Genomic DNA, 22,439 nt, shown 5'->3' with positions numbered 1-22,439 from the left:
GATGTCAAAGATTGTCTGTTTCGGCGAGATTTTGATCGATCTACTTGCCCAACCCCCGGCTTCTCCCGATACGCCGCGTGCGTTCCTTCAGTACGCCGGCGGCGCGCCTGCCAACGTGGCCGTCGCGGCCGCACGGCTGGGCGCGGACACGCATTTCGCCGGCATGCTCGGCAAGGACATGTTCGGTGACTTCCTCGCCGAGAGCCTGGCCAGTGCCGGCGTGGCGACCGATTGCATCGTGCGCACGGATGAAGCCAAGACCGCGCTGGCGTTCGTCGCACTCGATGCCAGTGGCGAGCGCAGCTTCAGCTTCTACCGCCCGCCGGCGGCGGATCTGCTGTTCCGTAGCACGCATTTCCACCCGAACTGCTTCCAGGGCACGCGCAGCTTCCATGTGTGCTCCAACAGCCTGACCGAGGCCGAGATCGCGCAGGCCACGCTGGAGGGCATGCGCCGCGCCCGGCAGGCCGGCGCGATGGTTAGCATTGACCTCAACCTGCGCCCCGCGCTGTGGCCGACCGGTGTCGACCCGCTGCCGCGCCTGTGGGAAGCGCTGTCGCTGGCCGACCTGGTCAAGCTGTCGCGCGAGGAACTGGAGTATCTGGCGGCCTCGATGCCCGGTGGCGACGCCGCGGTGGTCGAGCGCCTGCTCGGCGCGCAGGCGCAGGCGGTGGTGATCACCGATGGCGCCGCGCCGATCCGCTGGCACACCCGCCACGGCAACGGCGTACTCACGGGCTTCCAGGTGACGACGGTGGATTCCACCGCGGCCGGCGATGCGTTCGTGGGCGGCCTGCTGTTCGGCATCGGCGAACGCGACGGTGACGGCACGGCGTTCCCCGCGTTCTGCGCCGAACAGACCGGTCTGCTCGAGGCGATCCACTTCGGCGCGGCTGTCGGTGCCCTGGCGGTCACCCGCAAGGGGGCGTTCGCCGCGATGCCCACTCTTGGGGAAGTCCAGCAACTGCTGCAGCAACAACAGGAAACCGCCGCATGAGCACCACCACTGCATCCCAGCCCGATTTCCGTTCGCCGGATTTCCTGCGCGCCCATATCGCGCGGACGATGGCGTTCTATCAGCCGCATGAAATCGACCTCAAGGGCGGCTTCTTCCATTACTACCGTGACGATGGCAGCGTGTACGACGCCAGCCACCGTCATCTGGTCAGCAGCACGCGTTTCGTGTTCAACCACGCGATGGCCTACCGCGAGTTCGGCAAGTCCGAGGATCTGGCGGCGGTCGAACACGGCGTGCGTTACCTGCGCGACGTGCATCGCAACCCGGCCACCGGCGGCTACGCCTGGACCCTGCGTGACGGTGTGGTCGAAGATGCAACCAACCACTGCTATGGCGTCGCGTTCGTGCTGCTGGCCTACAGCTGCGCGCTGAAAGCTGGCATTGCCGAGGCGCGTTCGTGGATGGACGAGACCTGGCAGCTGCTGGAAACGCGCTTCTGGGAACCGGCGTTCGGCCTGTACAAGGACGAAGCCGATGCCGACTGGACCTTCAGCGACTACCGCGGCCAGAACGCCAACATGCACATGTGCGAGGCGATGCTGGCCGCGTTCGAGGCCAGTGGCGAGCAGCGCTATCTTGATCGTGCGCTGCTGCTGGCCGACCACATGACCCGCCGCCAGGCCGCGCAGGGCGATGGCCTGGTGTGGGAGCACTACGACACCCACTGGCAGATCGACTGGGACTACAACCGCGACAACCCCAAGCACCTGTTCCGCCCTTGGGGCTTCCAGCCAGGGCATCAGACCGAGTGGGCCAAGCTGCTGCTGATCCTGGACCGCCACGTGCAGGCCGACTGGCTGGTGCCGACCGCGCGGCATCTGTTCGATGTGGCCGTTGCGCGCAGCTGGGACGCCGACCGTGGCGGGCTGTACTACGGCTTCGCGCCGGATGGCAGCGTCTGCGATGACGACAAGTATTTCTGGGTGCAGGCCGAGTCACTGGCGACCGCCGCACTGCTGGCCAAGCGCACCGGCGATGCCGTGTACTGGGACTGGTACGACCGCCTGTGGGCGTATGCGTGGGCGCATATGGTCGATCACCAGTACGGCGCGTGGTTCCGCATCCTGGATGCGGACAACCGCAAGTACAGCGATGAAAAGAGCCCGGCCGGCAAGACCGATTACCACACCATGGGCGCCTGCTACGAAGTGCTCAACGTCGTGCGTTGAATCCGGTAGAGCCGACCGTCGGTCGGCTGCCCCAATATCCCGGTGGAGCCGACCGTTGGTCGGCTGCTCCCGCAGCCAGGCAGGTCCCCATGCGCGCGCACAGCCGTCTCCATGTCGTTGCACCGGCCTGCTGGCTGTTGCTGGTCCTGCTGGCAGCATGGGCACTGCCCGTGGCAGCCGCCCCGCTGGCGGGCGAGTGGTCATTCCGCCTGATGCCTGGCGATGCCCAGCTTCCTGCCCACCCGCAGCTGGCGCAGTGGCGTGCCGCACAGGTGCCCGGCGCGGTGCATACCGATCTGCTGACGCAGGGGCTGATTGCCGATCCCTACGTGGGCGCACCAGAAGCCGGTCTGCAGTGGATCGGCCTGGCTGACTGGGAATACCGCGCACGGTTCGATGTGGACGCGGCCACGCTGGCGCGCGCGCATGCCGAGCTGGTGTTCGAAGGGCTGGACACGTTCGCCACCGTCACGCTCAACGGCCAGTCCCTGCTGCAGGCCGACAACAGCCACCGCACCTGGCGTGCGCGGGTGGACGGCCGGTTGCGGCCCCACGGCAATGAACTCCGGATCGTGCTGCGTTCGCCGATCCGCACCCTGCTGCCGGACGTGCAGGCGATGCCGCACAAGATCGCCGGCAACTACCCCTCGCCCTATGGCGATGAGCCCAACGACGCGATGGTCGGCAATTTCGTGCGCAAGCCGGGCTATCACTTCGGCTGGGATTGGGGCCCGCGGTACGTGACGGCCGGCATCTGGCGGCCGGTAAGGCTGGAGAGCTGGGACGCACAGCGGCTGACCGCGCTGGTGGTGCAGACCCGTGCGCTGGATGCGACCCGGGCGGATCTGGAGATTGCCGTTGAGATCGAGAGTGCGGCGGTCGGCAGCGCTGCGGTGCGGATCGAGGTGCTGGACCCGGACGGCAGGCGCGTGGCGCGCATCGACCGCAAGGCGATGCTCCAGGCCGGTGACAACCGCATCGTGGTGCCGGTGGCGCTGCACCAGCCGCGCCGCTGGTGGCCGGCCGGGCAGGGCGAGCAGGCGCGCTATACCGTGCGCGCCACGTTGGCCCCTGATACGTCTGGTGCGACGAAGATCGAGCAACGCACCGGCCTGCGCACCGTCGAGCTGCGCCGCGAAGTGGACCGCAATGGCGGGCAGGGCTTCGCGTTCGTGATCAACGGCGTGCCGATCTTCGCCAAGGGTGCCAACGTCATTCCGTTCGACATGTTCCCGGCGCGTGTGGACGCGGCGCGGATCCGTCGCGAGCTGACCGCAGCGCGCGATGCCAACATGAACATGCTGCGCAACTGGGGCGGTGGCTATTACGAAGACGATGTGTTCTTCGATATTGCCGACGAACTCGGGCTGCTGGTCTGGCAGGACTTCATGTTCGGTGGCGGCATGCAGCCCGGGTACGATCCGGTATTCCGCGGGAACGTGGTCGAAGAGGCGCGGGACAATGTGCGCCGCCTGCGCCATCACCCCAGCGTGGTGCTGTGGTGTGGCAACAACGAGGAAGAGACCGCGTGGAAGGACTGGGGCCACGGGCGTGACCTGACCGCTGCCGATCCTGCCTTCGCGGCGAAGGTCTGGCAGGGGTATGTGGACCTGTTCGGCAACGACCTGCGCCAGGTGGTGGCCGAGGAAGGGCTGGGCGTGCCGTACTGGTCGAGCTCGCCGAGCAATGACCTCGATGAGAAGGCCAACGATTCCACCCGCGGCGACAAGCACTACTGGCAGGTGTGGGGTAATCCAGCGCTGCCGGTGACCGCCTACCTGCGCGAGACGCCGCGCTTCATGTCCGAATACGGCCTGCAGGCCTGGCCGGTGCTGCGCACGCTGGGCGGCATCATTCCCGCCGCCGAGCAGCACGTGGACAGCCCGACGGTGCGCGCGCACCAGAAGTTCATGGCGGGCGAGGGCAACCAGCGCCTGCTCAAGTACATCGAGGAGGAGTACGGCACGCCGCGTGACTTCCCCACGTTCGTCTACCTGAGCCAGGTGATGCAGGCCGATGGCATCCAGCTCGCTGCCCTGCATCACCGGGCCTCGCGGCCGTACACGATGGGCTCGTTGTACTGGCAGCTCAACGATGTATGGCCGGGGGCGTCGTGGTCGAGCATTGATTACGCCGGGCGCTGGAAAGCGCTGCATTTCCACGCCAAGCGCTTCTTCGCCGACCACGCGGTGGCGGCACTGCGCGATGAAGGGGTGACCCGGGTGAGCCTGCTCAATGATCGTCAGCAGGGCCTGCAGGCCACGTGGCGGGTGCGGGTGATCGACCTCGATGGCACCCAGCGCAGCGAGCAACGGCACACCGTGGCAGTGCCACCGCTGTCAGCGTTGGAGGTAGGGCGATTTGCCGATGCCGACCTGTTAAAAGGCGCTGATCCTGCGCGGACCGTGGCGGTGGTGGAGTTGTTCGATGGTGCGACGCTGTTGTCGCAGCAGGTGGTGTACTTCGTACCGGCCAAAGCGCTGGCGCTGTCAGCGGCGAAGATCGAAAGTGAGCTGCGCACCGACGGCGACGGCTACCTGCTGACGCTGCGCTCGCCGACGCTGGTGCGGGCGCTGTGGATCGACTTCGATGGGCGGGACGTCGCGTTGGAAGACAATGCGCTGGACCTGGTGCCGGGTGAAACGGTGACGATCCGGCTCACGTCGGCCGCGGATCTGGCGACGCTGCGCAGCGCGATGCGCCTGCAGTCCTTGGCAGATATCCGGAGGTAGGGCCACGCCATGCGTGGCTGGCGTGGTACCGGAATCGCGCGAAAGGCATCCACGCATGGTGTGGATCTACCTTGAATCACGAGCGGAAAGGATCCACGCGTGGCGTGGATCCACCGGTTACAGCGTGATCTGCTGGAAGTTCTCGACGCGGTCGTGGCCGTGGGTGGCCTCACCGCTGCGCGGCAGCGGGTAATCTTCAAGACGATCCAGCAGACGGGTCTGCAGGCCGGCCTCGCGGGCCGCGTCCAGCTCTTCGACCACATCCGACAGGAACAGAATCTGCGCGGCCGGCACGCCGATCGCCTCAACGATATGGCGGTAGCTGTCGGCCTCACGCTTGCCGCCGACTTCGGTGTCGAACCAGCCCGAGATCAGCCCGGTCAGGTCACCGGCTTCGCTGAAGCCGAAGAACAGCTTCTGCGACGGCACCGAGCCGGAGGAATACACGTACAGCGGCTTGCCCTCGGCATGCCAGCCCTTCAGTACGGCGGCCACTTCCGGATAGAAGTGCGCCTTGTAATCGCCGTTGCGGTAGCCGGCTTCCCAGATCATGCCCTGCAGCGCCTTGAGCGCGGTGTGCTTGCGGTCCTGGTCGATCCAGCCCTGCAGCGTCTCCACGATCAGGCTGTCCTGGCAGGCGCCACCGATCTCCACCGCCACCGCGTCCAGCCAGCGGCGCACCTGCGGCTCCTGGCCATGGGCGGCGACGAACGCCGGCAGCGCCTTGCGCGCATACGGGAACAGCACGTTCTTGACGAACGAAATGCTGCTGGTGGTGCCCTCGATATCGGTGAGGATGACGGTCGGTTGCGGCATGGATCAGTCGGCCTGGTGCTGTGCGGGGTGGTAACGCGGGAAGGTCTGGGCGATGTCGCTGCCGGTGAAATGGCCGACCCAGCCGTCCGGCTCGGTGAAGAAGCGGATCGCCACGAAACTCGGTTCCTCGCCCATGTCGAACCAATGGGTGATGCCATCGGGCACGGCGATCAGATCGTTCTTGACGCACTCGATCTCGTAGACCTTGCCGTCCACATGCAGGGTGAACAGGCCCGACCCGGCGACGAAGAAGCGGACCTCGTCTTCCTTGTGGAAGTGCTCGTCCAGGAACTTCCTGCGCAGCTCGGCGCGGTTCGGGTTGTCCGGCGCGATCGAGGCGACGTCCACGCTTTTGAAGCCGTGCGTGGCGACCAGACGGTCGATATCGACCTTGTAGGCGGCGAAGACCTCGTCCTGGCTGGCGCCCGGCGCGACCTCGTGGGCCGCCTGCCAGCGCTCGAACGTGACGCCGATCGGCTTCAGCTCGGCGGCGATTGCCTCGCCATCCCGGCTGTCGAACAGCGGGACATCCGGGGCGGTGTCATCAAAGATACGGAGTCGGCTCATGGCGGCGGCATCGAGGCGAAGAGGGGAAGGAAAGGGTACCAGTGCGGCGTCGGGGTGGGGGCGACGCACTGATGCCGATGCGCGGAATACAGATTCTCTTCAGGAATCTGAGCGCGATCAACCGCGCAGCTTGCGCAGTTCCAGCTCACAGTGGAGCAGGAACTCGAAGGCTTCCATGTGGCGGCGCGCCTCGGCCATGGTGCGGCCCCAGGCGTACAGGCCGTGGCCGTCGATCAGATAGCCCCACAGCGGCTGGGTGTCGAGCAGGGCATCGACCTGTGCCGAGAGCACGTCCATGTCCTGGGTATTGGCGAACACCGGCACGTCGACCGCCATCTCGTGCGTGCTGTTGCCGTGGAAGGCCTTGAGCAGCTCGTAGCCCTCCAGGCGGATGTGGCCCTGCGGCGCATACAGGCGCGAGGCGATGGTCTGCACCGGCGAATGGGTGTGCAGCACGCAGCCGATCTCCGGGAACCGGCGGTACAGCTGGGTGTGCAGCAGCGTCTCGGCGGACGGGCGCAGCGGGCGGCCGACGGCCTGGCCGTCGAAATCCACCACCATGATGTCGTCCTCCACCAGCCGGCCCTTGTCCTTGCCGGACACGGTGATCGCCGCGTGGCGGTCATCCAGGCGGTGGGAGAAGTTGCTGCTGGTGGCCGGGGTCCAGCCGGCGTGGGCCAGCTCGCGGACGTTGTCGATCAGCAGCTGGGCCAGCTCGCTCAGGCGCGCGGTGTCGTACGGGAAGGTGGGGGTGCTCATGCCGGTCATTTTAGCTAGGTCAAACGCTAAAAGCAGGTTTGTCGACTGGGCCGGACGGGGTGGGGTTCACGGCGCCCCCCGCGAACCCACATCACCCCGCCAAACCGACCGCAACAGCAGAGCCGAGTCTTCTGCTCTTGATCTGAGACGCAGACCTTACTTCCCGCGCAAGCGGCTATGGCGATACCCATAACAGAAGTAGATCGCGAAACCGCCCAGCGTCCAGAAGCCCATCAGCATCCAGTTGTGGGCCGTCATCGCCGTCAGCAGCGCGATACAGCTGAGCACACCCAGGCTGCAGATCAGCCACGCCATCGGCATCCGGAATGGACGCGGCAGGTCCGGTTGGGTACGGCGCAGGATCAGCACGCCCGCGCAGACTGCCGCAAACGCGATCAGCGTGCCCATCGAGGTCAGCTCACCGAGGACATCGAGCGGGAACACCGCCGCCAGCAGCGCGATGCCGATGCCGGTGATCACGGTATTGATGTGCGGGGTGCGGTACTTGGGATGGATCTTGGTGAACAGCGGCGGCAGCAGCCCGTCGCGGCCCATGATCATGAAGATGCGCGGCTGCGCGATCACCATCACCAGCACCACCGAGGACAGCCCGATCAGCGCGCCGATCTCCACGACCACGCGCAACCAGCCCAGCTGCGGATGCGCCGCCACGGCGGTCACCACCGGCTCATCCGTGCCCAGCAGCTGGTACGGCACCAGCCCGGTCATCACCGCCGCCATGGCGATGTACAGCACGGTGCAGATCACCAGCGAGAGCAGCATGCCGATCGGCATGTCGCGCTGCGGTTTGTGCGATTCCTGCGCGGCCACCGACACCGCCTCGAAACCGATATAGGCGAAGAACACCATCGCCGCGCCGCGCAGCACGCCATCGAAGCCGTACTTGCCCGGGCCTTCGTTTTCCGGAATGAACGGGGTCCAATTGGCCGGATCCACGTACTTCCAGCCCACCACGATCACCAGCACGATCAACGCGGTCTTGAGCACCACCATCGCCATGTTCATGGCCGAGGACTTGCTGATGCCCACGTAGCACAGCCAGGTCAGCAGCAGCACCAGCACCGCGGCGGGGATGTTGGCGATGGCGCCGGTCGGGCGCAGTTGGCCATCCAGTGGCGCACTGACCAGCGCGGCCGGGAGATGGATGTCGAAATGGCTGAGCAGGCTCAGGAAATAGCCGGTCCAGCTGACCGCCACGGCCGAGGCGGAGACGCCATATTCCAGCACCAGCATCCAGCCGATGAACCAGGCCGAGAGCTCGCCGAAGGTGGCATAGGTATAGGTGTAGGCACTGCCGGAGACCGGCACCATCGCCGCGAATTCGGCGTAGGCCATCGCGCAGAACGCGCAGCAGATCGCGGCCAGCACGAAGGACAGCATGATCGCCGGGCCGGCGTGGTTGGCGGCGGCCTGGCCGGTGATCACGAAGATGCCGCCGCCGATCACCGCGCCGATGCCCAGTGCGGTCAGGCCCCAGGGGCCGAGGGTACGGCGCAGGCTCAGGCCGTTGGCGTCTTCATGGGCGGCGTGCGGATGCTTGGTGGCCCACAGTTGCTTGAACATGGTTTGGATGTCTTCTCAGGCGCGACGTATCAAACGACCGGGCCGGCACTGGGCCGGCCCGGCAGCACTCAGGCGTTCTTCTTGTTCAGCTTGCTGTGGCGGATGCCGTAGCCGAAGTAGATGCACAGACCCAGCAGGGTCCAGGCCACGAACAGGTGCCAATGCACCACGAACGCCTGGTAGAACAGGAACAGGCAGGCCAGGGCGCCCAGCGGGCAGATGACCCATACCATCGGTACGCGGAACGGGCGTTCCAGCTCCGGCCGTGTGTAGCGCAGGATCAGCACGCCGATGCAGACGGTGGCGAAGGCCAGCAGGGTGCCCATCGAGACCAGCTCGCCGAGCACGTTCAGCGGCACGGTACCGGCCAGGGTGGCGGCAATGGCGCCGACAACGATGGTGCTCCAGTACGGGGTACGGAAGCGCTTGTGCACCTTGCCGAAGATCTTCGGCAGCAGGCCGTCACGGGAGATCGTGTAGGCGATGCGGGTCTGGCCCATCATCATCACCAGGACCACCGAGGAGAGGCCGGCGATCGCACCGATTTCCACGGCGGTCTTCAGCCAGGACAGGGTCGGGTAGGGCTCCAGCGCGGTCGCGACGGGCTTGTCCGTGCCCAGCAGGTGATACGGCATCATGCCGGTCAGCACGGCGCAGACGATGATGTAGACGATGGTGCACACGGCCAGCGAGCCGAGCAGGCCGATCGGCATGTTGCGCTGCGGGTCCTTGGTTTCGCCGGCGGCGGTGGAGACCGCATCGAAGCCGATATAGGCGAAGAACACGATGGTTGCCGCACGGAACACGCCGCTCCAGCCGAACTCACCCGGCACGCCGGTGTTCTCCGGAATGAAGGGGGTCCAGTTGGCCGTATCCAGGTGCGCCGCGCCGAAACCGATGAACAGGCAGATCACGGTGACCTTGATCGCGACGATGATCGCGTTGACGAAGGCCGACTGGGTCACGCCGACGTACAGCAGGCCGGAGACGGCCGCCACGATCAGTACCGCCGGCAGGTTGAACAGCTTGCCGGAGGAGATGAACTCATGGCCGGTCCAGGCGATGGGCGCAGCGCTGAGCGCATCGGGGAATGGCATGTTCAGTGTCGTGGTGATGAAGCTGATCAGGTACGCCGACCAACCGACCGCGACCGAGGCCGAGGCGAACAGGTACTCCAGCACCAGGCACCAGCCGATGAACCAGGCCATGCCTTCGCCGAGGGTGGCGTAGGAGTAGGAGTAGGCGCTGCCGGAGACCGGCATCATCGCCGCGAATTCTGCGTAGCACAGGCCCGCCAGTGCGCAGGCGAAGCCGGCGAACACGAACGAGAGCATGACGGCCGGACCGGCATGGTTGGCCGCCGCCTGGCCGGTCAGCACGAAGATGCCTGCACCAATCACCGCACCAATGCCGAGCAGGATGAGATGTTTGGCGGTGAGGGTCCGTTTCAGCGTGACTTCGCCGTCCAGGCTGCCTTCGATGGGTTCGCCGGCATCGACGTGGCCGGCCGGTTCGACCGGCTTGACCCTCAACAGAGACTTCAGCATGCAGTGCTTCCCTAAAATGAACAAAGGTGAGGCGCGCGGTACATTGCCGCACGCCCTGATGGCGACTGGGCGCCCCAGCGTTGCGGGGCCCGCTGTACCTTAGCCAAAGCTGAAGCCGCTGTACAAGCACAAATGCAGCATGGCCGAGCGATAATCGGCCAAATCCGCACGATGCCTGCACCTGCCATGTCGCTGAACCCCGAATCCGTTGCCATTCCTGACGCCGCCCTGCGCAGTCAGCTTGACAATTACGCCCGCCGACATCCGGAGCACGCGGCATTGGCTGACGAATTCAGCACAGTGCTGGACGATCCTGAGAACCCGTTCCTGCGCGAGCGCCTGGCCGGGCACTTCACCGGCAGCGCGTGGCTGGTCAGTGCCGATGGGCAGCGCGTGCTGCTGACCCACCACCGCAAGCTGGACCGCTGGCTGCAGCTGGGCGGGCACGCTGATGGCGAGCGCGATCTGGCCCAGGTGGCGCTGAAGGAGGCCGAGGAGGAATCCGGGCTGACCGCACTGGTGCTGGAAGATGGCGAACTGTTCGACATCGACAAGCACTGGATCCCCGAACGCACGGACGTGCCAGGCCATTGGCACTACGACGCCCGCTACGTGGTGCGGGCGCTGGGCAGTGAGCAGTTCGCGATCAGCGAAGAGTCACTGGCGTTGGCCTGGCGCGATATCCGTGACGTGGCCAATGCGGCGATCGAGACCCCCGATGGGGATGATTCGCTGCCGCGCATGGCCAAGCGCTGGATGGCGCGGTGATTTAACAGGGACTGATTTAACAGGGACGGGGGTAGTTATTAATCACCCCCGTCCCTGTTAATAAAGAACGCGGGTGCGCAGCGTGCCCGGGATGGCGGCCAGTTCGTCGCGCACGGCGCCGGCCTGGGCTTCGCTGGCGGTGATGTCGATCACCACGTAGCCGACCTTGGCGTCGGTACGCAGGAACTGGCCGTCGATGTTGACGTTGTGGCGCGAGAAGATCTCGTTGACCTTGGAGAGTACGCCCGGCACGTTCTGGTGGATGTGCAGCAGGCGCAGGCTCTCGGCGTGCTCGGGCAGCGTCACTTCCGGGAAGTTGACCGCCGACAGGGTGCTGCCGTTGTCGCTGTAGCGCACCAGTTTGGCCGCCACTTCCACACCGATGTTGTCCTGTGCTTCCAGTGTGCTGCCGCCCACGTGCGGGGTCAGGATCACGTTGTCGTGCGTGGTCAGCGGTGACACGAACGCATCGCCGTTGCCCTTGGGCTCGACCGGGAACACATCCAGCGCCGCACCACCGAGGTGGCCCGAGCGCAGCGCCGCATCCAGTGCGTCGATGTCGACCACGGTGCCGCGCGCGGCGTTGATCAGGTGCGCGCCGGGGCGCATCCGCGCCAGTTCATCGGCACCGATCATCCACTGCGTGGCCGGGGTTTCCGGCACATGCACGGTCACGATGTCGGCGCGCGCCAGCAGGTCATCCAGGCTGATCGCCGCGCGGGCATTGCCCAGTGACAGCTTGGTTTCCACATCGTGGAAGATCACCTGCATGCCCATCGCTTCGGCCATCACGCCGACCTGGGTGCCGATGTGGCCATAACCGATGATGCCCAGCGTCTTGCCGCGCACCTCATGGCTGCCGGCGGCCGACTTGGACCAGCCGCCGCGATGGCATTCGGCGTTCTTCTGCGGGATGCCGCGGGTCAGCATGATCGCTTCGGCGATCACCAGCTCGGCCACGCTGCGGGTGTTGGAGTAGGGCGCGTTGAACACCGGGATGCCGGCCAGTTCCGCTGCCTCCAGGTCGACCTGGTTGGTGCCGATGCAGAAGCAGCCGACCGCCATCAGGCGCTTGGCGTTGGCCAGCACCTCCGCGCTGAGCTGCGTGCGCGAGCGGATGCCGACGATGTGGGCCTCGGCGATGCGGGCCTTCAGTTCGTCTTCGGGCAGCGCCTTGCTGTGCAGTTCGATCTGCGAATAGCCGGCTGCGGTGAACACGTCGATCGCGGTCTGGCTGACCCCCTCGAGCAACAGTACGCGGATATCCTGCTTCGGGAACGAGGTCTTTTTCGGCGACATGGGCGGCGTGCGACGTGTGGCGGTGGAGCCCCCAACTATGCCAGAAGCGGGCGGCGATGGTGCGGTGCGCCAATCAACGTCCGAACGGTTTCAGATGCACCTATTTTCGTGGGTGCGTGTGGCCGTCACAGGCGCGCCTGCTACTGGACGCGGCCGGTAGCGGCTGGCAGGCTTGCGGGCTCCCCCGGCACCGCCAGACGTCCCATGACCGATCCGCGCCTTGATTCGCTGTTGCACGCTTGCCCCGGCCTGCGCCTGAAGACCGATCCGGCCGATCTGGAGCACTACGGCCGCGATTGGACCCGGCGCTGGACCCCGGCGCCGCTGGCGATCGCCCTGCCGGGCACAGTGGAGGAGGTGCAGGCGATCCTGTGCTGGGCCAGTGCCCAGCACGTGGCCGTGGTGCCCTCCGGCGGCCGCACCGGCCTGTCCGGTGGCGCGGTGGCAGCACACGGCGAACTGGTGCTCAGCCTGGAGCGGATGAACAAGCCGCTGGCCTTCGATGCGGTGGACCGCACGCTGACCGTACAGGCCGGTATGGCGCTGGAAGCGGTGCACAACACTGCACTCGAACACGGCCTGATCTATCCGGTGGATTTCGCCGCGCGCGGTTCGTGCTCGATCGGCGGCAACATCGCCACCAATGCCGGTGGCATCCGCGTGATCCGGTACGGCAATACCCGCGAGTGGATCGCCGGCCTGAAGGTGGTCACGATGGCCGGTGAGCTGGTCGAGCTCAACAAGGGCCTGATCAAGAATTCCAGCGGCTATGACTTCCGCCAGCTGCTGATCGGCTCGGAAGGCACGCTCGGCGTGATCGTCGAAGCCACCTTGAAGCTCACCGATCCGCCGCCGGCCAGCAATGTGATGCTGCTGGCGCTGCCCTCGTTCGAGGTGTTGATGCAGGTGTTTGCGGCCTTCCGTGAGCGGCTGCAGCTCCAGGCCTTCGAGTTCTTCACCGACCGCGCGCTCGAGCACGTGCTGGCGCATGGCGCGCAGGCACCATTCGACGAGGTCCATCCGTATTACGTGGTCACTGAATTCGCTGCCGGCGACGAGGCGCAGGAAGCCGCCGCGATGGCCGCGTTCGAACACTGCATGGAGCACGGCTGGGTCAGCGATGGCGTGGTCAGCCAGAGCGATGCCCAGGCCGCGCAGCTGTGGCGGCTGCGCGAGGGCATCACCGAAGCGGTGGCGCGCTACACGCCCTACAAGAACGATGTCTCGGTGCGGATCTCGGCGATGCCGGCCTTCCTCGCCGAAACCCAGGCGCTGATCGGGCAGGCGTACCCGCAGTTCGAGGTGGTCTGGTTCGGGCACATCGGCGATGGCAACCTGCACATCAACGTGCTCAAGCCGGACGAGACCGCCGATGCGGAGTTCCTGACCCAATGCGAGCACGTCACCAAGCTGCTCGCCGGAGTGCTGGCCCGCTTTGACGGCAGCATCTCGGCCGAACACGGGATCGGCCTGGTCAAAAAGGGCTACCTGGGCAGCACCCGCAGCGCGCCGGAAATCGCACTGATGAAGGCGGTCAAACGTGCGTTTGATCCCCAAGCGCTGCTGAATCCCGGCAAGGTCTTTGACCTCTGAGGCAAGACAGGATTTCACGCAGCCTATACGCTCTGTGCTTTCCACCGCGAACGACACCCCGATGATGCGTCCGATCCTGCTTCTTGCCGTGCTCGCCCTGCCGTTGTCGGCGATGGCCTCCAGTTTCGCCGGCAGCTCTGCCGGCTCCGCGTCCGGTGCGTCCTCGGCCGGCTCGTCCAGCTCGGGCGATGACAAGATCGTGCTCGATGCGCGCGATGACGCCGCGGCCTTCGTGGCCAGCGACGGTGCGATCCGCGGTGCACGCCTGGAGGCAGCGCTGCTGCACCTGCGCGAGCAGAGCGTTGCGCAGCAGCAGGCCAGCGACATGGTGCTGGCCAGGACCCTGCTGGCCCGCTGATGCGAACGCGTGGTCAGGTCCGCCGCTGGCGTTGGGCGGTCCTGATCGCGTGGCTCGCCGCGCCGTTCGCACAGGCGGCGCTGCAGCTGGAGCTGCAGCCGCAGGGATTGAGCGCCGCGCAGATCGTGGCCGCCGAGCGTGCGCTTCAGCAGGTGCGGATGCGCATGCCGCCGCAGTGGCAGGCACGCTTCCAGCAGCCGGTGCAGGTGCGCTGGTCGGACACGTTGCCCGCGCACGTGCATGGCCGTGCCCGCAACGGCAGCATCACCCTGCAGCGCGCGTTGCTGGACACCGTGCAGGATGATGAGCCGCTGCCGCGCCCGCTCGAAGCGGCGCTGATCCATGAGCTGACCCACGTGCTGGACCGTTCGCCGCAGGGTGGCTGGTCGCGCGATGCGCGTCTGCGCGATCTGGCCGGCTGGCAGCGACGCCCGTGGAAGCTCGGCCGCACGGCGAACGCCTTCAGCGGGCGCAGTCCGGACGATTACGAACGCACGCGTCCGGCCGAGTTCCTGGCCGTCAACGCCGAGCACCTGCTGCTCGATCCGGATTACGCCTGCCGCCGTCCGGCCGTCGCCGCGTGGTTTGCCGCGCACCTCGGGCCGAACGACCAGGCCGTGAGATGCGACAGCCGTCTGCCGTTGATGCAGGCTGAAGAAGACGCGGGCGCCGCGACCCTGCTCGAACTGGATCCGGCCCGGATCTACGCGGTGGACTACCTGCTCGCCGAAGGCAATGACCAGCTGATGAGCCGCTGGGGCCACAGCATGCTGCGCCTGGTGATCTGCGCGCCGGGCCGGCCGCGTGGGCCGGCGTGCCGGATGGATCTTTCCCATCACCGCGTGCTGTCCTATCGCGCCTTCGTCGGCGATGTACAGATCTCCAGCTGGCGCGGGCTGACCGGCGCCTATCCTTCGCGCCTGTTCGTGCTGCCGCTCAACCAGGTCATCAACGAATACACCCAGGTGGAACTGCGGGGGCTCTCGTCGGTCCCGCTGGCGTTGGATGCGCAGGACATCGCCAGCCTGCTGGAGCGTGTCGCGCAGGTGCACTGGAGCTATGACGGCCGCTATCTGTTCGTCAGCAACAACTGCGCGGTAGAGACCGGCAAGCTGCTGCAGGAAGGCGTGCCACGTCTGGCATCGCCCGGGTTGAACCGGATCACGCCGCGCGGGCTGCTGACCCGCCTGGAGCGCCAGGGCGTGGCCGACGCCAGCGTGCTGGCGGATCGTGAGCAGGCAACGCGGCAGGGTTACTACTTCGCCTCCGCCGAAGATCACTACCAGCAGTTGTTCGATGCGGCGCGCCAGCAGCTGCCGCTGGGCACGGCAGACGTCGGCCACTGGTTGCGGCAGCCGGCCAGCGAGCGTGCACGCTGGGTAGAGCAGGGGGATCTGCGCGCCACGGCCGCCCTGCTGTTGCTGGAACAGGCTGCCCTGCGTCGCGAGGAACTGCGCGCGCGCGACGTGCTGAAACGGCTGCTGGGCGATCCGGGCAACGCCGATGGCAGGGCGCGCGACGCGCTGCGCGCATTGCTGGAAGACACCGGCCAGCTGATCAGTCCGGCCGCGCTTGTGCAGGGGGACGGCTACGGGCTGCCTTCGGCGGACGAGCGGGTGCAGGCCCGCGCGGCGGCGGCGCGGCTCAGTGCCCAGGGCGTACCGGCCTGGAAGGCGCTGCAGCAGCAGCTCAAACACCGCCTGCCACAGGCACAGCAACGCGAACTGGCCCTGATCGACAGCAACCTGGCACGGCTGGGTGCGCGCATGCGTGCGCTGGCGCGAGAGGACGAAGGACGGGTCGCACCGCACTGAACCGCGTGTTCAGCGATGCCCGGAAGGTCAGCGTTGCTTCACCTGCTCTCACGTCGCGGCAGGTACGATCAAGTGTTGTTGACGTTATCGCAAGGAGTCCCTCATGCGCGCATCTCCCTGGTTGTTGAGCCTGGCCATTACCGGCGCACTCGCCGCCTGCCAGCCGGCCAGTCAGAGCAGCCCCGCCGCCGATGGCAGTGAAGCCCCCCCGCCGATCGATGCTTCCACTGCTGAAGAGCGCGCGTATGCGTTCCGCTGTGGCGAGCTGGAAGTGCATGCCACCTATCGTGGTCAGGATTCGGCAACGGTGGTGGTGGGTGACCGCACCTTCCCGATGTCCTCGCAGCCTGCAGCGTCCGGCGCCAAGTATGGCGATGGGCAGGGCAACGAATTCTGGACCAAGGGCACCACCGAAGGCAGCCTGATCCTCAGTGGCGAGCCGGACCGTACCTGCACCGGCACCGGCGAGCAGGGCGGCCAAGCACCGCCGGCCAACGCCACGGCTGACGCAGCGGATGCCGATGCGGCGGGCGGGTTCCGCGCGACCGGCAATGAGCCGGGCTGGCTGGCCCAGGTGGCGGCGGGCGCTACGCCGGCGCTGCACATCGAGATGGACTACGGCGAGCGCAAGCTCGAGATTGCCAGCCCCACGCAGGGCCGTGACGGCTGGTCCGGTACGGCTGCCGACGGCACGCCGGTCAAACTGACCTTCCAGCGCACGGTGTGCCAGGACGACATGAGTGGGCAGGCCTTCGGTGCCACGGCCATGCTCACGGTCGGCGCGCGCCAGTACCACGGCTGTGGTGATTTCGCCGGCGCGCCATCGTTGGCGGCCAAGCCCTGATCCAGTTGAAGACACCGGATGCGCGCGTGCGCGTCCGGTGAACCGTTACATGCCGCGCGGGCAGGGGTTGGGCAGCGCCCGGCTGTCGACATCAAGCACGAGTTCATTGCGGGTGCCCAGCAGCATCAGCTCAGTGTGCACCAGGCAGTTGTCGGCATGGCGCTGCAGGAGTTGATTGAAGAGGCGGGCACGGTCGTCGCAGCTCTCGTGGATCGCGTAGGCCAATTCGCGGGCGCGGTCCTCGTCGTACGCTTCTTCGCCAGCGAAGTGCTGGCAGGCGCTTTCGCGCGTCAGGAAGGCCTGCACGTCGCCGGGCATCGCGCAGTACATGCGGATGTCCTCGGCCACGAACACCTGCGCTGGCACTTCGCAGCGGGCATTGCCGTTGCTGCTGTCGGAGATCGCGTCCGGAGCCGGCGCATCCAGCGTCTCACTCTCCACTGCCCGCGGCGAGCACGCCGCGAGCAGCAGGAGCAGGACGATCAGTACGGACCGCTTAGTCGGCACGGCCGGCGAATTCACCGGTGGTGGTGTTGACCAGCACGCGTTCGCCGTTGGCGATGTACTCCGGCACCATGATCTCGATGCCGGTGCTGAGCTTGGCCGGCTTCGGGCGCTTGGTGGCGGTGCCGCCCTTGAGTTCCGGCGGGGTTTCGACCACTTCCAGCACCACGCTGGTCGGCAGCTGCACGCCCACCGGGGTCTCGTCGATCACCTGCACATAGATGCCGGTCAGGCCGTCGGTGATGTAGCCGGCGTCGTCGCCGAGCACGTCCGCATCGACCATGTACGGGGTGTAGTCCTCGTCATCGAGGAAGACGAAGGCGTCGCCGTCCATGTACGAGTAGGTCGCCTGGCGGCGCAGCAGCTCGACTTCGGGCAGGTTGTCGTCGGCATCGAAGCTGGAATCGAGCTTGTTGCCGCCGGGCACGCTGTACATGATGAAACGGAAGCGGACATTGCCGCCGCGGCCCTGCGGGGAGCTGCGTTCGATGTCGCGGATCTGGTAGACGCCGTTGTTGAATTCGACGACGTTGCCTTTCTTGATGTCGCTGGCTTTCATGGGAATGAAGGTCGGTTCGTGGAGGTGGCGGGTGCCGGAACCGGGCACCCAGCGGGTTGCGTGCTCGCTTACTTCGGCGCCAGACGCACGGCGCCGTCAAGGCGGATGGTCTCGCCGTTGAGATAGGTGTTGCCCAGGATATAGGCGACCAGGCCGGCGAAATCCTCCGGCTTGCCCAGGCGGGGCGGGAACGGGATCGAGGCGGCCAGCGATTCCTGCACGGCCGGCGGCATGCCATCGACCATCGGGGTCCAGAAGATGCCCGGGGCGATGGTCATCACGCGGATGCCGAAGCGCGACAGCTCGCGGGCCATCGGCAGGGTCATGCTGACCACGCCGCCCTTGGAGGCGGCATAGGCAGCCTGGCCGATCTGGCCTTCGTAGGCCGCCACGCTGGCGGTGTTGATGATCACGCCGCGCTCGCCGTCCTCGCCCGGGGTGTTGTGCTGCATGCGGTTGGCGGCGGCCTTGGCGACGTTGAAGCTGCCGACCAGGTTGACCATCACCGTGCCCTGGAAGTTGGCCAGCGGCATCGGCGCTTCTTTGCCGAGTACGCGGCCGGCGCCCAGAATGCCGGCGCAGTTGATCGCGGTGTTCAGCCCGCCGAGGAAGTCGCAGGCGGCATCGATCTGCGCGGCGACGGCGGCTTCGTCGCTGACGTTGGTGCTGTAGTAGCGCGCGTTGGCCTCCCCAAGCTCGGCCACGGCGGCCGCGCCCTTGTCGTCATTGAGATCGAACAGGGCCACCTTGGCGCCGTTGGCGACCAGGTGCTGGGCCACGGACAGGCCGAGGCCGGAGACACCGCCGGTGATGACGGCGCGGACAGAAGACAGCTGCATTGCACGATCCCGCTGGTTCAAGAACCGCCGATTCTAACGGAAGCGGCCGCGATCACCGTTGTGCACTGCCCACCGCGACCTTTGCGCGCAGGGCCAGGCGGCGGGCGAACTCATCCGGTGCCAGCCCCGGCGCGAACAGAAAGCCCTGGCCGACCGAGACCCCCAACGTCTGCAGGAACTGGCGCTGCGCTTCCGATTCCACGCCCTCGGCGACCAGCCCCAGCCCGAGGCTGCGGGCGATCCCGCAGACGGCCTCGCAGACCGCCACGTCCGAGCGGTTGCCCGGTACCCCCTCCACGAACAGCTGGCTCAGTTTGAGCCCATGGATCGGCAGCCGACGCAGGTAGTTCAGGGCGCTGTAGCCTTCGCCGAAGTCGTCTATGGTGAGCAGTACGCCCATCTCGCGCAGGCGGGCGAAGGTCTGCAGGGTGTCCGGGGCATCCTCGATCAACACCCGCTCGGTGAACTCCAGTTCCAGTGCGCTGCCGGGCAGGTGGAATTCATCCAGCACGGCGCGCACATGCCGGGCCAGGTCTTCGCCGACGAATTGCCGGTAAGACACATTGACCGCCACCCGCACGATACCCAGCCCGTCGTCCTGCCATTGGCGTACCTGCCGGCAGGCTTCGCGCAGGACCCACAGGCCGATCCGGACGATGTCGCCCGTGCTTTCGGCATGGGCGATGAAAATGTCCGGGCGCAGCTCGCCGAGCTGGGTGTTGCGCCAGCGGATCAGGGCCTCGGCCGCCACCAGCTGGCCGCTGTGCAGGTTGACCTGCGGCTGGTAGACCAGATGAAACTCGTCATCGTCCAGGGCGCGGTGCAGGCGGCTTTCGATCTGCAGGCGGTCATGCTGGCGCTGGGCCAGTTCGGGCGAGAACACCTGCCAGCCGTTGCGGGTGCGTCGCTTGCAGTCGTACATGGCGATGTCGGCGTTCTGGATCAGCTGCTGCGGGCGCAACCCGTCCTGTGGCGCCCGCGCGATGCCGATGCTGGTGGTCACCGGAAACTCGTCGGCGCCGAAGCGGAACGGGGTGCTGAACGCACGGGTGATCGCTTCGGCGAGCCGCTCGGGCTGGTCGGCCTGGTCGCGGGTATCGCAGACCACCAGGAACTCGTCACCGCCGAACCGGGCCAGCAATCCTTCGGTGCCGATCGCGGTGGCGATGCGGCGGGTGGCATCGATCAGCAGTTCGTCGCCGGCATTGTGGCCGAGCAGGTCGTTGACGATCTTGAACCGGTCCAGATCGATGTACAGCACCGCAACCCGGCAGTGCGTCGGGTTGGCCATGCGCGTGGCCAGATCGTTGAGTACCGCGTCGCGGTTCATGATCCCGGTGAGCGGATCGGTGCGCGCCTGGATCCGCAGCGTCTCTTCGGCCTGTTTGCGCGCGGTGATGTCCTGCACGGTGCCGGCGATGCGCGCGGCATCGACATCGCCGGCCTCGGCCTCGCCGATCATCCGCACCCAGAACGAGTGGCCGTCGCTGCGCTGGCCCTGCAGCTCCAGCTCGAAGGAGACCTGCTTGTCGATCACATCCAGCAGTGCCTGCTGCAGCTGCGCGCGGTCATCCACGCGCAGGCATTCCAGCAGCTCGGCCATGTCGCGCATCGGCAACGCCTGGCCCAGGATGCGGGTCGCCTCGTCGGTCAGGTACAGGCGCTGCAGGCCCCGGTCCCATTCCCAGCCACCGATGTGCGCCAGCGACTGCGCGCGGTCGAACAGCGTGTTGTTGCGCTTGAGTTCGGTGATGTCGCTGAACAGGCCGAACACGTGGTCCGGCGCATCGCGCCCATTGCCGTACACCGGCACGTTGGTGGTGGAGATCCAGATCATCCGGCCGCGCGGGCGGTGGTACAGGCCGACGATGGTGCTGCGCACGATGCGCCCGGTCTGCAGCGAGACGCTGGCCGGCCATTGTTCGCGGGTGAGCGGGTGGCCGTGCTCGTCCACGCTGATCCAGTCCTCCGGCGCCAGCATCGCCTGCAGGCTGCCGCCGTTGCCGGCGATACCGAGGATGCGGTGGGCGGCCGGGTTGGCGGAAACCACCCGCAGCTGGCGGTCGAACAGGATCACGCCCTTGTCGATGGACTCCATCAGCAGTCGATAGCGCGACTCGGCCTGCCAGCGGCTGCTCAGGTCGCGCGCCACGGCCACGATGCAGTGGTCGCCCTGATGCTCGAACCCGGCCGAATGCACCTCCACCGGAAAGCGGCTGCCGTCGCCGCGCATGTTGGTGACTTCGATGACGTAGGTTTCGCCCTGGCGCAACGCCTCCCAGACCGGATCCAGATGATCGCTGGGCAGGTCCGGGTTCAACAGCTCGATCGGTTGGCCGATGATCTCTTCGCGCGGGCGGCCATACGCGCGCACCCCCGCCTTGTTGAGATCCAGCACCACGCCATCTTCGCTCAGGATGCTGACCGGATCGGGCACGGCGTCGAACAGGGCGGCGTACCGCCGCAGCGCCAGTTGGCGCTCATCCATGGCTTCCTGCAGCGCCTGCTGGACCTCTTCCAGCAGGCCATGCAGCTCGCCGGGCGAGCGTGCCAGTGCGCGATCCAGGGCGGCCAGCGCGTGGACGTGGGCGGTGAGGTGATCACCGACCGCAGCGTCCTTGCGCGGGCCGCCCTGTTTCATGTCGCCGCCAGAGCCTTGCCGGTCTTGCTGCCGGTCTCGCGCCCCAGGCGTGCGGCCAGCCAGCGCCCGGTGCTGGCGAGCGCGGGCAGGTCGATGCCGGTACGCATGCCGATGCCGTGCAGCATGTAGACCACATCTTCGCTGGCGACATTGCCGCTGGCACCCTTGGCGTACGGGCAGCCGCCGGCACCGGAGACGGCCGAGTCGACCACGCGCACACCTTCTTCCAGGCAGGCATCGATGTTGGCCAGTGCCTGGCCGTAGGTGTCGTGGAAATGCACGGCCAACGCGTCCATCGGCAGCTCGCTGGCGACGGCCTTGAGCATCGCGCGCGCTTTGCGCGGCGTGCCGACGCCGATGGTGTCGCCGAGCGAGATTTCGTAACAGCCCATCTCATGCAGCGCGCGGGCGACGCGGACCACCTCGCTCACCGCGACCTCGCCCTGGTAGGGGCAGCCGAGCACGGTGGACACATAGCCACGCACCTTGACCCCGTCGGCCTTGGCACGTTCCAGGATCGGCGCGAAGCGCGCCAGCGACTCATCGATGCCGGCGTTGGTGTTGGTGCGGTTGAAGGTTTCCGAAGCAGCGGTGAACACCGCCACTTCCTGCACTCCCACCGCCAGGGCGCGGTCGTAACCCTGTTCGTTCGGCACCAGTACCGGGTAGGCGATGCCCGGCACACGGGTGATGCCGGTGTAGACCTCGGCGGCATCGGCCAGCTGCGGCACCCAGCGCGGGCTGACGAAACTGGTGGCTTCGATGGTACGCAGGCCGGTGAGCGAGAGCTGGCGGATCAGCTCGATCTTGTCGGCGGTGGCGACCGGCTGGGCCTCGTTCTGCAGCCCGTCGCGCGGGCCGACCTCGACGATGCGGACGAAATCATCCATGTGCCAGCGCTCCACGAACGGAGCGGCGGACGACCAGCGGGGGGCGGGGTGGGGTAGAGATCACGGAGAGTCCTGTCAGACGAAAGGCGGCCCACGGTCCCCGGCGGGCCACGAAAAGGGGATACGCGGGATGGGCGG

At 67.0% G+C, this 22,439-nt stretch carries 19 protein-coding genes; 8 read left to right on the top strand and 11 right to left on the bottom strand.

All coding sequences use genetic code 11. The annotated features are described in order from the left end of the window. Position 1 precedes the first annotated feature (1 nt). From ABE463_RS12595 to ABE463_RS12585, 3 genes are all read left to right on the top strand, one after another. A complete protein-coding gene (locus ABE463_RS12595) occupies positions 2-997 on the top strand; it encodes a carbohydrate kinase (protein ID WP_346468399.1) in 996 nt (331 codons plus the stop codon). Further along, complete coding sequence (locus ABE463_RS12590) at positions 994-2,187, top strand: AGE family epimerase/isomerase (RefSeq protein WP_346468398.1); 1,194 nt, start codon at positions 994-996, stop codon at positions 2,185-2,187. The genes ABE463_RS12595 and ABE463_RS12590 overlap by 4 nt, the downstream gene beginning before the upstream one ends. Positions 2,188-2,276: 89 nt before the next feature. Beyond that, the gene (locus tag ABE463_RS12585; RefSeq protein ID WP_346468397.1) at positions 2,277-4,919 is read left to right on the top strand and encodes a glycoside hydrolase family 2 protein; all 2,643 of its coding nucleotides are present in this window, start codon (positions 2,277-2,279) and stop codon (positions 4,917-4,919) included. A gap of 117 nt (positions 4,920-5,036) precedes the next feature. Here ABE463_RS12585 and mtnC read toward each other — a convergent pair whose 3' ends face one another. The 5 genes from mtnC to ABE463_RS12560 form a co-directional block, all read right to left on the bottom strand. Beyond that, positions 5,037-5,735: an acireductone synthase gene (gene mtnC / locus ABE463_RS12580; protein ID WP_346468396.1), complete on the bottom strand. Its 699-nt coding sequence runs from the start codon at positions 5,733-5,735 to the stop codon at positions 5,037-5,039. A 3-nt stretch (positions 5,736-5,738) separates the two neighbouring features. Then, positions 5,739-6,302: an acireductone dioxygenase gene (locus tag ABE463_RS12575; RefSeq protein WP_259260997.1), complete on the bottom strand. Its 564-nt coding sequence runs from the start codon at positions 6,300-6,302 to the stop codon at positions 5,739-5,741. A gap of 117 nt (positions 6,303-6,419) precedes the next feature. Continuing rightward, the gene (locus tag ABE463_RS12570; protein ID WP_346468395.1) at positions 6,420-7,061 is read right to left on the bottom strand and encodes a methylthioribulose 1-phosphate dehydratase; all 642 of its coding nucleotides are present in this window, start codon (positions 7,059-7,061) and stop codon (positions 6,420-6,422) included. 156 nt (positions 7,062-7,217) lie between these two features. After that, the gene (locus ABE463_RS12565) at positions 7,218-8,645 is read right to left on the bottom strand and encodes an amino acid permease (RefSeq protein ID WP_346468394.1); all 1,428 of its coding nucleotides are present in this window, start codon (positions 8,643-8,645) and stop codon (positions 7,218-7,220) included. A 68-nt stretch (positions 8,646-8,713) separates the two neighbouring features. After that, on the bottom strand, positions 8,714-10,192 hold the full coding sequence (locus ABE463_RS12560) for an amino acid permease (RefSeq protein WP_123729134.1): 1,479 nt from the start codon (positions 10,190-10,192) through the stop codon (positions 8,714-8,716). Positions 10,193-10,378: 186 nt separating this feature from the next. On the opposite strand from ABE463_RS12560, the gene ABE463_RS12555 reads away from it, so the two are divergent. Next, positions 10,379-10,960, top strand: coding sequence for an NUDIX hydrolase (locus ABE463_RS12555; RefSeq protein WP_346468393.1), 582 nt, complete (start codon positions 10,379-10,381; stop codon positions 10,958-10,960). 57 nt (positions 10,961-11,017) lie between these two features. Here ABE463_RS12555 and serA read toward each other — a convergent pair whose 3' ends face one another. After that, the gene (serA, locus tag ABE463_RS12550) at positions 11,018-12,259 is read right to left on the bottom strand and encodes a phosphoglycerate dehydrogenase (protein ID WP_346468392.1); all 1,242 of its coding nucleotides are present in this window, start codon (positions 12,257-12,259) and stop codon (positions 11,018-11,020) included. Between the two features lie 204 nt (positions 12,260-12,463). Here serA and ABE463_RS12545 point away from each other — a divergent pair, with 204 nt between their 5' ends. From ABE463_RS12545 to ABE463_RS12530, 4 genes are all read left to right on the top strand, one after another. Then, positions 12,464-13,852 (top strand): FAD-binding oxidoreductase, encoded by a 1,389-nt coding sequence (locus ABE463_RS12545; protein ID WP_346468391.1) that lies wholly within the window; start codon positions 12,464-12,466, stop codon positions 13,850-13,852. Positions 13,853-13,913: 61 nt separating this feature from the next. Next, positions 13,914-14,210: a DUF2388 domain-containing protein gene (locus ABE463_RS12540; RefSeq protein ID WP_123729721.1), complete on the top strand. Its 297-nt coding sequence runs from the start codon at positions 13,914-13,916 to the stop codon at positions 14,208-14,210. Further along, positions 14,210-16,024: a DUF4105 domain-containing protein gene (locus ABE463_RS12535; protein WP_346468390.1), complete on the top strand. Its 1,815-nt coding sequence runs from the start codon at positions 14,210-14,212 to the stop codon at positions 16,022-16,024. Before ABE463_RS12540 ends, ABE463_RS12535 begins: the two co-directional genes overlap by 1 nt. A 103-nt stretch (positions 16,025-16,127) precedes the next feature. Next, on the top strand, positions 16,128-16,868 hold the full coding sequence (locus ABE463_RS12530) for an MliC family protein (protein ID WP_259260987.1): 741 nt from the start codon (positions 16,128-16,130) through the stop codon (positions 16,866-16,868). A gap of 45 nt (positions 16,869-16,913) precedes the next feature. Here the strand turns inward: ABE463_RS12530 and ABE463_RS12525 are convergent, their stop codons facing one another. The 5 genes from ABE463_RS12525 to ABE463_RS12505 form a co-directional block, all read right to left on the bottom strand. Further along, entirely contained in the window at positions 16,914-17,375 is a 462-nt protein-coding gene (locus ABE463_RS12525; RefSeq protein WP_346468389.1) for a hypothetical protein, read from the bottom strand. Next, a complete protein-coding gene (gene yeiP / locus ABE463_RS12520) occupies positions 17,365-17,931 on the bottom strand; it encodes an elongation factor P-like protein YeiP (protein ID WP_121036675.1) in 567 nt (188 codons plus the stop codon). Before yeiP ends, ABE463_RS12525 begins: the two co-directional genes overlap by 11 nt. A gap of 68 nt (positions 17,932-17,999) precedes the next feature. Next, complete coding sequence (locus tag ABE463_RS12515; RefSeq protein WP_259260985.1) at positions 18,000-18,770, bottom strand: SDR family NAD(P)-dependent oxidoreductase; 771 nt, start codon at positions 18,768-18,770, stop codon at positions 18,000-18,002. Between the two features lie 52 nt (positions 18,771-18,822). Further along, complete coding sequence (locus ABE463_RS12510) at positions 18,823-21,411, bottom strand: EAL domain-containing protein (protein WP_346468388.1); 2,589 nt, start codon at positions 21,409-21,411, stop codon at positions 18,823-18,825. Then, positions 21,408-22,301 carry a hydroxymethylglutaryl-CoA lyase gene (locus ABE463_RS12505; RefSeq protein ID WP_346468387.1) on the bottom strand — a complete coding sequence of 298 codons (894 nt, stop codon included), beginning with the start codon at positions 22,299-22,301 and terminating at the stop codon, positions 21,408-21,410. Before ABE463_RS12505 ends, ABE463_RS12510 begins: the two co-directional genes overlap by 4 nt. Positions 22,302-22,439 lie beyond the last annotated feature (138 nt).

The sequence above is a fragment of the Stenotrophomonas sp. TWI819 genome, from assembly GCF_039673075.1.
Classification (GTDB): Bacteria; Pseudomonadota; Gammaproteobacteria; order Xanthomonadales; family Xanthomonadaceae; genus Stenotrophomonas; species Stenotrophomonas rhizophila_B.
This window is presented reverse-complemented; position numbering and strand designations above follow the sequence as displayed.